Source organism: Streptomyces boncukensis, from assembly GCF_011045075.1.
Classification (GTDB): domain Bacteria; phylum Actinomycetota; class Actinomycetes; order Streptomycetales; family Streptomycetaceae; genus Streptomyces; species Streptomyces boncukensis.
In genome coordinates this window covers 35,509-47,123 of record NZ_JAAKZZ010000004.1, presented here as the reverse complement: position 1 = coordinate 47,123, position 11,615 = coordinate 35,509, and the positions used below count along the sequence as shown (strand labels likewise).

General features: G+C 74.6%; 12 protein-coding genes and 1 riboswitch. Of the genes, 8 read left to right on the top strand and 4 right to left on the bottom strand.

Annotated features, from left to right (window positions below):
* Window positions 1-178 precede the first annotated feature (178 nt).
* The 4 genes from G5C65_RS01135 to G5C65_RS01120 form a co-directional block, all read right to left on the bottom strand.
* A complete protein-coding gene (locus G5C65_RS01135) occupies window positions 179-1,108 on the bottom strand; it encodes a TIGR03619 family F420-dependent LLM class oxidoreductase (protein ID WP_165296648.1) in 930 nt (309 codons plus the stop codon).
* A 96-nt stretch (window positions 1,109-1,204) separates the two neighbouring features.
* On the bottom strand, window positions 1,205-1,912 hold the full coding sequence (locus G5C65_RS01130; protein WP_165296647.1) for a DUF5995 family protein: 708 nt from the start codon (window positions 1,910-1,912) through the stop codon (window positions 1,205-1,207).
* Between the two features lie 80 nt (window positions 1,913-1,992).
* Window positions 1,993-3,447: a uracil-xanthine permease family protein gene (locus G5C65_RS01125; protein WP_165296654.1), complete on the bottom strand. Its 1,455-nt coding sequence runs from the start codon at window positions 3,445-3,447 to the stop codon at window positions 1,993-1,995.
* 151 nt (window positions 3,448-3,598) lie between these two features.
* On the bottom strand, window positions 3,599-4,888 hold the full coding sequence (locus tag G5C65_RS01120) for an MFS transporter (RefSeq protein ID WP_165296646.1): 1,290 nt from the start codon (window positions 4,886-4,888) through the stop codon (window positions 3,599-3,601).
* A gap of 220 nt (window positions 4,889-5,108) precedes the next feature.
* Window positions 5,109-5,239, top strand: a riboswitch (FMN riboswitch).
* A 210-nt stretch (window positions 5,240-5,449) separates the two neighbouring features.
* Here G5C65_RS01120 and ribD point away from each other — a divergent pair.
* From ribD to G5C65_RS01080, 8 genes are read left to right on the top strand one after another with little or no spacing between them, the layout of a single operon-like run.
* Complete coding sequence (ribD, locus tag G5C65_RS01115; protein ID WP_241265464.1) at window positions 5,450-6,598, top strand: bifunctional diaminohydroxyphosphoribosylaminopyrimidine deaminase/5-amino-6-(5-phosphoribosylamino)uracil reductase RibD; 1,149 nt, start codon at window positions 5,450-5,452, stop codon at window positions 6,596-6,598.
* Window positions 6,599-7,219, top strand: coding sequence for a riboflavin synthase (locus G5C65_RS01110; RefSeq protein WP_165296644.1), 621 nt, complete (start codon window positions 6,599-6,601; stop codon window positions 7,217-7,219).
* Complete coding sequence (locus tag G5C65_RS01105; RefSeq protein WP_165296643.1) at window positions 7,216-7,896, top strand: nicotinamide mononucleotide transporter; 681 nt, start codon at window positions 7,216-7,218, stop codon at window positions 7,894-7,896. The genes G5C65_RS01110 and G5C65_RS01105 overlap by 4 nt, the downstream gene beginning before the upstream one ends.
* Before the next feature lie 28 nt (window positions 7,897-7,924).
* Entirely contained in the window at window positions 7,925-9,304 is a 1,380-nt protein-coding gene (locus tag G5C65_RS01100; RefSeq protein ID WP_165296642.1) for a bifunctional 3,4-dihydroxy-2-butanone-4-phosphate synthase/GTP cyclohydrolase II, read from the top strand.
* A gap of 40 nt (window positions 9,305-9,344) precedes the next feature.
* A complete protein-coding gene (gene ribH / locus G5C65_RS01095; RefSeq protein WP_165296641.1) occupies window positions 9,345-9,866 on the top strand; it encodes a 6,7-dimethyl-8-ribityllumazine synthase in 522 nt (173 codons plus the stop codon).
* 12 nt (window positions 9,867-9,878) lie between these two features.
* Window positions 9,879-10,151, top strand: a complete 273-nt coding sequence (locus G5C65_RS01090) for a phosphoribosyl-ATP diphosphatase (protein ID WP_165296640.1) — start codon at window positions 9,879-9,881, stop codon at window positions 10,149-10,151.
* A gap of 31 nt (window positions 10,152-10,182) precedes the next feature.
* Entirely contained in the window at window positions 10,183-11,031 is an 849-nt protein-coding gene (gene hisG, locus G5C65_RS01085) for an ATP phosphoribosyltransferase (RefSeq protein ID WP_165296639.1), read from the top strand.
* A gap of 21 nt (window positions 11,032-11,052) precedes the next feature.
* A complete protein-coding gene (locus G5C65_RS01080) occupies window positions 11,053-11,508 on the top strand; it encodes a PH domain-containing protein (protein WP_165296638.1) in 456 nt (151 codons plus the stop codon).
* Window positions 11,509-11,615 lie beyond the last annotated feature (107 nt).

Below are 11,615 nucleotides of genomic sequence, written 5' to 3'. Positions count from 1 at the left end.
ACGTGCTCTCGCCGCACCGGCCGAAAGCCCGAGTACGCCCAGTACGAGGGCTTTCACCCGGCACGCCGAGAGCACGCACCGGACGCCCCATGCGCCGCACGGGGCTTTCGAAACACCCCCTAGGGTCTGTCCGGCGGATCGTGCTGGGTCGGGGCTGCCCCTGCTGTTCGGCGCGCGGTCAGAGCCCGGCGTCGCGCGCCGCCGTGTGCAGCACCCGGGCCTGCTCGACGAGCTCGCCCGCCGAGCCGGCGGTGAGCTGGGTGTCGAGCAGCACCTCGTCCACGCCGGCCCGGGCGAACGCCGCCAGGTCCTCCACGATCTGCTCGACGCTGCCCTGGTACGGCATCCGCTCGCCGTCCCGCGGCTTGTCCGTGAGCTCCACGGAGGCCCGTACGGTGGTGGTCAGCGCGGCGGGGTCCCGGCCCGCCTCGGCGGCCAGCGCGGCCAGCCGGGCCCGTACGGCCGTCACCTGCTCGACGGTCACGAACGACGGCACCCACCCGTCCGCGCGCCGCGCCATCCGCCGCAGCGCGCGGTCGGCGTGCCCGGCCAGCAGCACCGGGATGCGGCCGGCGGGCTTGGGGCCGACGGCGGACGGGGTGAAGCGGGTGCGCTCCCCCTCGTACGCGGGCACCGGATCCGGGCCCCACACCGCGGCGCACACGTCGAGCACCTCGTCCAGCGCGGCGCCGCGCGCGGCGTGGTCGGCCCCCGCCGCGCGGTACTCGTCGCGGGACCAGCCCGTGCCGAAGCCCGCGACCACCCGGCCGCCGCTCGCCGCGTCCAGCGACGCCAGGGCCCGCGCCAGCAGGAACGGCGAACGCAGCGGGGCCACCAGCACGGCGGAGCCCAGCCGTACCCGCTCGGTGACGGCCGCCGCCTGCGCCAGCGTCACCAGCGGGTCGGCGACCGAGCGGAAGTACTCGGCCCACGGCAGACCGGGGATCAGATACATGTCGTCCAGGGGCTCCTCGGGCCGCATCAGCCGGTCCAGCACCCACACGCTGTCGTAGCCGATCTCCTCGGCCGCCCGTGCCGCCGCCGTCACATCGCGGGCGGTGTCATAGCTGCCCGTCTGCGGGAGCCCCATACCGAGTCGCAGTGCCATTCCGTCCCCTTCGCGGGAGAGTGAGCGTCTTGATTGAACCCTCACATACCTACGGGACGGTAACGGTCCCCGCAAGACCCCCTCGCCCGCCACCCGCTAGCGGTCCAGCGGAGTGAGCAGGTAGCGGCCCGTCATGCCCACGGTGGCATCCAGGCCCTCCGTCATCTCCTCCGCCAGCGCCTCGAACGCGCGCAGCCCCCACAGCGCGCGGAACGCCGCCCACGCCCCGCCGCGCGCCCGCTCCAGGCTCCAGGATCCGACGAGATGGGTGAGCGGATCGGCCACGTCCAGCAGGTCGGGCCCCGGCATCAGATCCTCCCGGATCCGCTCCTCCAGCCCGGTCAGCAGCTCCCCGATCCGTTCGTAGTCCGCCTCCAGGGCGTCGGGTTCGGTGCCGCGCGACCGGCAGGTGTCCACCAGGGACAGCGGGAGGTCGTGCCCGATGTGCGCGTTGATCCCGGCGAGCGCGAACTGCAGGGCGTGCACGGCCGGGTGACGCCGCATCTGGAACAGCGGGCGCCAGCAGGCGGGGGGCCGCCGGCCGGCCCGCTCGGCGTCCACCGCGTCCAGGTACCGCGCCGCGAACCGGGCGCCGAGTTCGCCGGTCGCCTCCCGCTCCTCGAACAGGCCCGCCGCCAGCCGCCGTTCCAGCTCCTCGGTCACCGAGAGGTACACCCGGTTGAACACCGCCACCCCGTCCCGCGGCGGCAGCTCCGCGCCGATCTCCCGCATCCGCGCCGTCACGTCCCGGATCGGGAGCACGTCTCCCGCCCGCTGCGCGGGCACCTGTTCAGCTGTCGTCATGGACGCAGCGTGACAGCCCGCGCCGTCCTCGGCCGCGCGCCCGGTCCGTACGGCCCACGGACGGGGGACACGGCCCGCGGTCACTCCGTGCCGCGCCCGGCCCCAGGATCCTGGGCCCCCGGATCCTGGCCCTCCGGGTCCTGGCCCTCCGGGTCGTACGAACTGGTGCCCTCGTCGAGCAGCGGCTCCTGGGACTTGAGGTGTGCGGGGGCCAGCGCCCGCAGGACGTGGTAGCCGGTGAGCACCACCAGGGTGCCCAGGGCGATGCCGCCCAGCTCGAAGTTGTCGGTGATCTCCAGGCTGACGCCGCCGACGCCGATGATGATGCCCGCGGCGGCCGGGACGAGGTTGAGGGGGTTGCGCAGATCGACCCCGTTGCTGATCCAGATCTGGGCGCCCAGCAGGCCGATCATCCCGTACAGGATCACGGTGATCCCGCCCAGCACCCCGCCCGGGACCGCCGCGACGACCGCGCCGAACTTCGGGCACAGGCCGAAGAGCAGCGCGAAGCAGGCCGCGGCCCAGTAGGCGGCCGTGGAGTAGACCCGGGTGGCGGCCATGACGCCGATGTTCTCCGAGTACGTGGTCGTCGCGGGGCCGCCCAGCGAGGTGGACAGCACGCTGCCCGCGCCGTCCGCGGCGATGGCGGTGCCGAGCTGGTCGTCCAGCGGGTCGCCCGTCATCTCGCCCACCGCCTTGACGTGCCCGGCGTTCTCCGCCACCAGGGCGATCACCACCGGCAGCGCGACGAGCACCGCCGACCAGGAGAACGACGGACCGTGCACCGACGGGAGCCCGAACCAGTCCGCGTCCCGTACCGCGCTCAGGTCCAGCCGCCAGTGGTCGACCGCCTTGCTGCCGCCGTCGGGCGAGTGGATCTTTCCGAACGCCGCGTCGAAGGCCCAGGACATCAGATATCCGGCGACCAGCCCCAGGAAGATCGCCACCCGCGACCAGAAGCCGCGCAGACAGACCACCGCGAGGCCGGTCAGCAGCATCGTGAGCAGCGCGGTCCACTGGTCCTGCGGCCAGTATGTGCCGGCGGTCACGGGCGCGAGGTTGAAGCCGATCAGCATCACCACGGCGCCGGTGACGATCGGCGGCATCGCGGCGTGGATGATCCGCGCGCCGAACTTCCGTACGGCGAGGCCGACCAGGAACAGCGCGGCGCCCACGACCAGGATGGCCCCGGTCACGGTCGCGCTGTCGCCGCCCTGTCCCCGGATCACGGCGGCCACCCCGACGAAGGACAGGCTGCACCCGAGATAGCTCGGCACCCGGCCCCGGGTGGCCAGCAGAAACACCATGGTGGCCAGGCCGGACATCATGATCGCGAGGTTCGGGTCGAGGCCCATCAGGACCGGCGCCACGAAGCTCGCCCCGAACATCGCGACCACGTGCTGGGCGCCGAGGCCCGCCGTACGCGGCCAGGAGAGCCGTTCGTCGGGGCGTACGACGGCGCCGGGGGCCGGGACGCGGCCGTCGCCGTGGACCCTCCATCGCACGCCGAGTCCGTCGCGTACCCCGCCGCCCATGTTGTCGCTCCGCTTCAGCCGTCGAATTCCGGCCACATGGTATGCGGTCGGGGGAGTGGCGCCCGCCTCCCGGCCCCGCGCCCCTGCCGGGACACGTCCGGGGCACGTCCGGGGCGCCGACCGGTGTGGGCCCCGCGTCGGCGGGAAGGGCTCAGCCCCGCTCGGCGCCCTCCTCCCGGGCGGGGGCGACAGCAGGCGCGCCCCGCGTCGCGGACTCCGTCCGCAGCACCCCCGCGCCGGCGATCAGGCCCACCAGCAGCACCGTCACCACTCCGAACGACGCCGACAGCGAGGTCGTCTCCGCGATCCACCCCACCGCCGCCGGGGCGGCCAGCCCCGAAGCGTAGGCGAGCGTCGCCACCCCGGCGATGGCCTGCCCCGGCGCGGCACCGCCCATCCGCCCCGCCGCCGCGAAGCACAGCGGCACCACCACCGCGATGCCCACCCCGATCAGCGCGAAGCCCGCGACGGCGGCGGCCGGCACCCGCGCCGCCACCACCAGGCCCGCGCCCAGGGTCGCCAGCACGCCGCCCGCGCGCACCGTCCTGACCGGCCCCAGCCGCCGCACCACCGCGTCGCCGGACAGCCGGGCCACGGCCATCGTGCAGGCGAACGCGGTGTATGCGGAGGCCGCCAGGCCCGGACCGGCGCCCGTGACGTCGTCCAGATAGATGCCGGACCAGTCCATCGAGGCGCCCTCGGCGAAGACCGCGCAGAAGCCGACGACGCCGATCGCCAGCACGCCGCGCGCGGGCAGCGCGAACCGGGGCGGCGCCTCCTCCGGCGCCCCGGACCGGCCGCCGTGCTCCGTGCCCGGCCCGCCGCCGGCGGCCCCGTCGTCCAGCGTGCCCCGGCACGCGGTGAGCGCGACCGCGGCCAGCAGCGGCGCTGCCACCCCCAGGTGCACCCGCGCGTCCAGCCCGCCGTGCGCCGCCAGGACGCCCCCGGCCCCGCCCAGCAGCGTGCCCACGCTCCACATCCCGTGCAGGCCCGACATCACGGACCGGCCGTACCGCTCCTCGACCCGGACGCCGTGCGCGTTCATCGCCACATCCATCAGGCCGAGCCCGCAGCCGTAGCAGAACAGCGCCAGGCACAGCCAGCCGAGCGCCGGGGCGGGGGCGGGCAGCGCGAGGCCCGCGCAGCACATCAGGCAGAGCCAGGCCAGCGAGCGGCGCGGCCCGTAGCGGTGTGCGAGCCGTGCGGACAGCGGCATGGCCGCCGAGGCCCCGGCCGTCATGCAGACCAGCGCCACCCCGAGCCACCCCGGGCTCAGCCCGAGGTGTTCGCGGAGCCAGGGGATGCGGGTCGCGAAGCTGCCGCTCGCCGTCCCGTGCACCGCGAAGACCACGGCGACGGCGCGCCGCGCGCGGATCACACCGGGCTGGGGCGGCGGCCCCGGCGCGGGCCCGGCGGCCCCGGCGCGGTTCGTGCGTCGCATGTGTCAGCTCCCTCTGGTCCCCGGCCCCCGGACCCCGGCCGTTTGTGCGGAGATCGTGCCCGGGGCACGGCCCGGTCGAACGCCTGCGCGCCGCCGTGCCCTGCGGTGTGCTGTGAGTCAGCCCACAGCGGGCGTCGGCATAGTCCGCCGGGCAGCGTGGCAGACTGGACCTTGTACACCCCGTACGAGAGATCGGGTACGGGCGTACAACTTCAGTCAGCAGCGCACTCCGGGGTCGGTGAAAGTCCGAACCGGCGGTTAAAGTCCGCGACCCGGCCGCCGCCAGCGGCCGGTTGACCAGGTGAAACTCCTGGACCGACGGTGAAAGTCCGGATGGGAGGCAGTGCGCGGCGGGCCGAGGCCGGTGCTCCGCCCAGCGCGGCGGCCCTGCCCCCGGAACCGGGGAGCGGGCCCCGTCCCCGAGGGGGCGCCCCGGAGTCAGCGTCCGTCACTGAGTCCCGCGCAGCCCCGGAGTCCATGCCGAAGAGGCAGGAGGACCCGGTGGCCACCCACTCCGAAGCGCCGTCCGGCTCTCAGCCGGGACGTGCCGAGCGCGCCGCGATGCGCCGCGCCCTCGACCTCGCCGCGCGCGGACTCGGCTCGACCAGCCCCAACCCCGTCGTCGGCTGTGTGATCCTCGACCGTGCGGGCCGCACCGTGGGGGAGGGCTGGCACCAGCGCGCCGGCGGACCGCACGCCGAGATCCACGCCCTCGCCGAGGCCGGGGACGACGCCCGCGGCGGGACCGCCGTCGTCACTCTGGAGCCCTGCAACCACACCGGCCGCACCGGCCCCTGCTCCCGGGCGCTCATCGGCGCCGGGATCGCCCGCGTCGTCTACGCCGTCGCGGACCCCGACCCCACCGCCACCGGCGGAGCCCGCGCTCTCGCGGACGCCGGCGTCGACGTCGAGGGCGGGCTCTTCGCCGACGAGGCGGCGGCCGGGAACATCGCCTGGCTCACCTCCGTCCTGCACCACCGCCCGTATGTGACCTGGAAGTTCGCCGCGACGCTGGACGGCCGTACGGCCGCGGCCGACGGCTCCAGCCGCTGGATCACCTCCGAGGCCGCACGCGCCGACGTGCACCGGCTGCGCGCCGAGGCGGACGCCGTGCTCGTCGGCTCCGGCACGGCCCGCGCCGACGACCCGCACCTCGCGGTGCGCGGCGTCCCCGGCGCCGTACAGCCGCTGCGCGTCGTGCTGGACACCCACGCCTCCGCCGTCAAGCGCGGCGCCCGGGTCCTGGACGACGCGGCCCCCGCCCTGATCGCCGTCGCCGAGGACGCCGACGCGTCGGAGCTGGAGGGCGCGGCCGAGCTGCTGCGGCTGCCCCGGGCCCGCCCTGCCGGCCGGGCAGCCGGACTCGACCTGCACGCCCTGCTCGCCGCGCTGCACGCGCGCGAGGTGCGCTCCGTGCTGCTGGAGGGCGGCGCGGCGCTCGCCGGCGCGTTCGTCGCCGAGCGGCTGGTCGACCGGGTCGTCGGCTACCTCGCCCCGGTGCTGCTGGGCGCGGGCCCTGCCGTGCTCGGGGACGCGGGAATCAGCACGATCGCGCAGGCGTTGCGGCTCACCGTCTGCGAGACCGAGCGCCTCGGCCCGGATCTGCGGATCACCGCGTCCGGCGCCGCCGCCTCCGCCGCCTCCGCTCCCGCCGGGGCCGTCGCCCCCGGCTCCGCCGTCGCCACCGCCACCGCCACCGAGGAGTTCTGAGTGTTCACCGGAATTGTCGAAGAGCTGGGCGAGGTCGTCGCCGTCGAGGAGCGCACGGACGCGGCGCGGCTGCGGCTGCGCGGTCCGCTGGTCACCCAGGACGCGCGGCACGGCGACTCCATCGCCGTCAACGGCGTGTGCCTGACCGTGGCCGAGGTCGCGGACGGCGAGTTCACGGCCGATGTCATCGCCGAGACGCTCCGCCGCTCCAGCCTCGGCGCCCTCGCCCCCGGCTCCCGCGTCAACCTGGAGCGGGCCATGGCCCTGGGCGCCCGGCTCGACGGCCACCTGGTCCAGGGCCATATCGACGGCACCGGCACGGTCACGGCCCGTACGGAGGCCGACGGCGGCACCGACATCACCGTGAGCCTGCCGCCCGGCCTGGGCAGATATCTGGTGGAGAAGGGCTCCATCACCGTCGACGGGATCAGCCTCACCGTCGTCGAGGCCGGGGACGACCACTTCTCGGTCTCCCTCATCCCCACCACGCTCGCCCTCACCACGCTCGGCCACAAGCAGCCCGGCGACCCCGTCAACCTGGAGGTCGACGTCCTCGCGAAGTACGTCGAGCGGCTGCTGGGCGGGCGTACGGCCCCGGCCCGGGAGGAAGCGGACCGGTGAACCCCTTCGCGTCGCTCAACGGTGAGGCGTTCACCGCCTTCGGCCAGCACGTCATCTGGTCCGACATGCTGGGCAACGTCATCGGCCTGGCGGCCCTCGCGCTCGGCTGGCGCCGCTCCCTGCTCACCTGGCCCGCCCAGCTGCTGTCCGGGCTGATCCTCATCGGCGCTTTCGCCTCGGCGCAGCTCGCCGGGGGCGTGGGCAAGCAGCTCCTGGTGATCGTCGTGGCGCTGTGGGGCTGGCGCCAGTGGACCCGCGGCCGGCGCAAGGCGCGGGACGGCTCCATCGCCGTCCGCTTCGCCACCTGGCGGGAGCGCGCCGCGCTGCTCGGCGGCACGGCCGTCGGCACCGTCGCCGTCGGCGCGCTGTTCTCGCTCGTCCCCGAACTGTCCTGGAACCCCTGGCCGGACGCCTACATCTTCGTCGGCACCCTGGCCGCGATGGTCGCGCAGGCGCGCGGCCTGGTCGAGTTCTGGTTCGCCTGGCTGCTGGTCGACGTCGTGGGCGTACCGCTCGCGTTCAGCAGCGGACTGCCCTTCTCCGGACTCGTCTACGTCATCTACCTCGGCCTCGTCCTGTGGGGCATGCGCGCCTGGTGGCTGCGCTCCCGCGTCGACGCGGCCCCGCCCCGGCCGGCCCAGCAGCCGGAGCCCGCCCTGAACGGAGCCGCGCTGTGACCGCGGCACGGAGTGAAGGAGTACGGCCATGACGGCACTGCCGAGCTGGTACGAGATCCACGACGGGCGGCGGACCGGCCCCGCGCCCGATCCCGCGCCCGGCCCCGCACCGGCCCCCGAGGCCGCGGCGCTGCCGCAGCTCGACCTGGTCCTCGACCCGGTCGAGGACGCCGTCCGCGATATCGCGGCGGGCCGCCCGGTGGTGGTCGTCGACGACGAGAGCCGGGAGAACGAGGGCGACCTCGTCATGGCCGCCGAACTGATCACCCCCGAGGCCGTCGCGTTCATGATGAGCGAGTGCCGCGGCCTGATCTGCACCCCGATGGAGGCCGTCGACCTGGACCGGCTGCGGCTCCCGCAGATGGTCGACGAGAACACCGAGGCGATGGGCACCGCCTTCGCCGTCTCCGTCGACGCCACCGCCGCACACGGCGTGACCACCGGGATCTCCGCCGCCGACCGCGCCGCCACCATCCGGCTGCTGGCCGACCCGGCGGCGGCCCCCGCCGACTTCGTACGCCCCGGCCACGCCTTCCCGCTGCGCGCCAGGCCCGGCGGTGTGCTGGTCCGCGCGGGCCACACCGAGGCCGGGGTGGACCTCGCGCGGCTGGCCGGGCTGCGGCCCGCCGCCGCCATCGTGGAGATCGCCGGTGAGGACGGCGCGATGCTGCGGCTGCCCGAGCTGGTGCCCTTCGCCCGCAAGCACGGCCTGGCGGTCATCTCCATCGAGGACCTCATCGCCTACCGCCGCTCCGCCGAGCCCACCGTGCACCGCGAGGCCGCCACCCGGCTGCCCACCCGCTACGGCGACTTCCGCGCGTACGGCTACCGCTCGGCGGTCGACGGCATCGAGCACATCGCACTGGCCGCGGGCGACATCGGCGGCCCCGGCGACCCGCTGGACGGCGAGGACGTCCTGGTGCGGGTGCACTCCGAGTGCCTCACCGGGGACGTCCTCGGCTCGCTGCGCTGCGACTGCGGGCCCCAGCTGGAGGCGTCGCTGGAGCGCGTCCAGGGCGAGGGGCGCGGCATCGTGCTGTATCTGCGCGGCCACGAGGGGCGCGGCATCGGGCTGCTGTCCAAGCTGCGCGCCTACGAGCTGCAGGAGCGGGGCCGCGACACCCTGGACGCCAATCTGGAGCTCGGCCTGCCCGCCGACGCGCGCGACTACGCGGCCGCCGCGCAGATGCTCGCCGACCTCGGCGTACGCTCCCTGCGGCTGATGACCAACAACCCGGACAAGACCGCGGCCCTGGTCCGGCACGGGCTCCGGGTGACGGGCCGCGAGCCCATGCCCGTCCAGGCGGGCGAGCACAACCTGACGTATCTGCGTACCAAGCGGGACCGGATGGGGCACGACCTGCCCTGGCTGGACGACGGCCGCACCTCCCCGTGCGCCAACCAGTGACCGACCGGACGAACCGACCACCGAGAGCGCGAGGAGCAACGTGAGCGGCAAGGGCGCACCCGAACTGACCGTCGAGAACTGCGGTGACCTCCGCGTGGCCGTCATCGCGGCCCAGTGGCACCAGCAGGTCATGGACGGCCTCGTGGACGGCGCCCTGCGCGCCCTGCGCGAGCTGGGCATCGACGAGCCGACCCTGCTGCGGGTGCCCGGCAGCTTCGAGCTGCCGGTCGTCGCCAAGGTCCTCGCCGACCGCGGCTACGACGCGATCGTGGCGCTCGGCGTCGTCATCCAGGGCGGCACCCCGCACTTCGACTACGTCTGCCAGGGCGTCACCCAGGGCCTCACCGAGGTCTCCGTGCGCACCGGCGTCCCCGTCGGCTTCGGCGTGCTGACCTGCAGCACGGAGCAGCAGGCGGTCGACCGCGCGGGGCTGCCGGGCTCCACCGAGGACAAGGGGCACGAGGCGGTCACCGCGGCGGTCGCCACCGCGGCCGCGCTGCGGACCGTCGCCGAGCCCTGGCGCCAGACGCGGGGTGCGCGAGGCGGGGGCGGCACCCCGTAGGGTGAGGGCACCATGGCGAACAAGACATTCGAGGAGCTCTTCGAAGAGCTGCGGCAGAAGGCCGCCACCGGCGATCCCATCACCTCCCGCACCGCCGAACTGGTCTCCCAGGGCGTGCACAGCATCGGCAAGAAGGTCGTGGAGGAGGCCGCGGAGGTCTGGATGGCCGCCGAGTACGAGGGGGAGGACCGCACCGCAGAGGAGATCTCCCAGCTCCTCTACCATCTCCAGGTGCTGATGGTCGCGCGCGGGATCTCCCTCGACGACGTATACGCTCACCTCTGAGCCCGCACTCTCCGGTACGAAAGGTCACCTCATGCTGCGCATCGCCGTCCCCAACAAGGGTTCCCTCTCCGGCCCTGCGGGGGACATGCTGCATGAGGCCGGATACCGCCAGCGCCGGGGGACGAAGGAGCTGGTGCTGGTCGACGCGGAGAACGAGGTGGAGTTCTTCTACCTCCGCCCCCGCGACATCGCCATCTACGTCAGCTCCGGCAAGCTGGACATCGGCATCACCGGCCGCGATCTGCTGCTCGACTCCGGCGCCGGGGCCGAGGAGATGCTGCCGCTGGGCTTCGCCCGCTCCACCTTCCGCTACGCCGCCAGGCCCGGCACCCTCACCGGCCTCGCGGACCTCGCCGGCACCACGGTCGCCACCTCCTACGAGGGCATCGTCGGCAAGCACCTGGCCGACCAGGGCATCGACGCCTCCGTCGTGCACCTCGACGGCGCCGTGGAGACCGCGATCGAGCTGGGCGTGGCGCAGGTCATCGCCGATGTGGTGGAGACCGGCACCTCGCTGCGCAACGCGGGCCTGGAGATCGTCGGCGAGCCGATCCTGACGTCCGAGGCGATCGTCATCCGGCGCACCGGGGCCGACCCCGAGGCGCCGAAGGTGCGGCAGTTCCTGCGCCGGCTGCAGGGTGTCCTCGTCGCCCGCAGCTACGTGATGATGGACTACGACATCCGCGCCGAGTCCGTGGAGCAGGCCGTGGCCCTCACCCCCGGTCTGGAGTCCCCGACCGTCTCCCCGCTGCACGACAGGGGCTGGGTCGCGGTCCGCTCCATGGTCCGTGCCGAGGAGGCCCAGCGCATCATGGACGAGCTGTACGACCTGGGCGCCCGCGCCATCCTGACCACCGGCATCCACGCCTGCCGCCTCTGACCCACCGGGAACCCCACGGACATGTCCCAGCACGCCGAACTCCCCGCCCTCCCCGTCACGTTCCGGCCCACCCGCACCCGCGTGGTGCTGCTGACGGTCGGCGCCCTCGCGTTCGTCTTCATCACGACGGTCGCGTTCCTGCTGGATGTCAGCGGCGGGGAGCGGGCGAGCTTCGTGGTCACCGCCGCGCTGTTCCTCGGCGTGCTGGTGCTGCTGAGCCGCCCGAGGGTGAGCGCGGACGACGGCGGTGTGACGGTCGTCAATCTGACGACCACGCGCCGTCTCGACTGGGCGGAGGTGCTCCGCGTCAACCTGCGCCCCGGCGACCCGTGGGTCTCCCTCGACCTGGCCGACGGCACCAGCCTGCCCGCGATGGGCATCCAGCCCGGTATCGCCAAGCAGCGGGCCATCGCCGACGCCCGCGCGCTGCGCACCCTCGTGGAGGAACACGGCACGGGCGGCGCCGAGCTGGGCTGACCGCCGGGCCGGGGTGGTGTTTACTCTGGTCGGTACGGCACTCGCCGCCCCGCCTCACCCGCGGGCTCCTGCGACCCGAGGAGTGACCACCTCCAGCGATGGACGGA

Excerpts from the sequence above, each read along its gene's own strand:
- G5C65_RS01100 (WP_165296642.1), top strand. The coding sequence starts at position 7,925 with ATGACGGCACTGCCGAGCTGGTACGAGATCCACGACGGGCGGCGGACC.
- G5C65_RS01090 (WP_165296640.1), top strand. The coding sequence starts at position 9,879 with ATGGCGAACAAGACATTCGAGGAGCTCTTCGAAGAGCTGCGGCAGAAG.
- ribD (WP_241265464.1), top strand. The coding sequence starts at position 5,450 with ATGCGCCGCGCCCTCGACCTCGCCGCGCGCGGACTCGGCTCGACCAGC.
- G5C65_RS01080 (WP_165296638.1), top strand. The coding sequence starts at position 11,053 with ATGTCCCAGCACGCCGAACTCCCCGCCCTCCCCGTCACGTTCCGGCCC.
- G5C65_RS01130 (WP_165296647.1), bottom strand. The coding sequence starts at position 1,912 with ATGACGACAGCTGAACAGGTGCCCGCGCAGCGGGCGGGAGACGTGCTC.
- G5C65_RS01125 (WP_165296654.1), bottom strand. The coding sequence starts at position 3,447 with ATGGGCGGCGGGGTACGCGACGGACTCGGCGTGCGATGGAGGGTCCAC.
- hisG (WP_165296639.1), top strand. The coding sequence starts at position 10,183 with ATGCTGCGCATCGCCGTCCCCAACAAGGGTTCCCTCTCCGGCCCTGCG.
- G5C65_RS01120 (WP_165296646.1), bottom strand. The coding sequence starts at position 4,888 with ATGCGACGCACGAACCGCGCCGGGGCCGCCGGGCCCGCGCCGGGGCCG.
- G5C65_RS01135 (WP_165296648.1), bottom strand. The coding sequence starts at position 1,108 with ATGGCACTGCGACTCGGTATGGGGCTCCCGCAGACGGGCAGCTATGAC.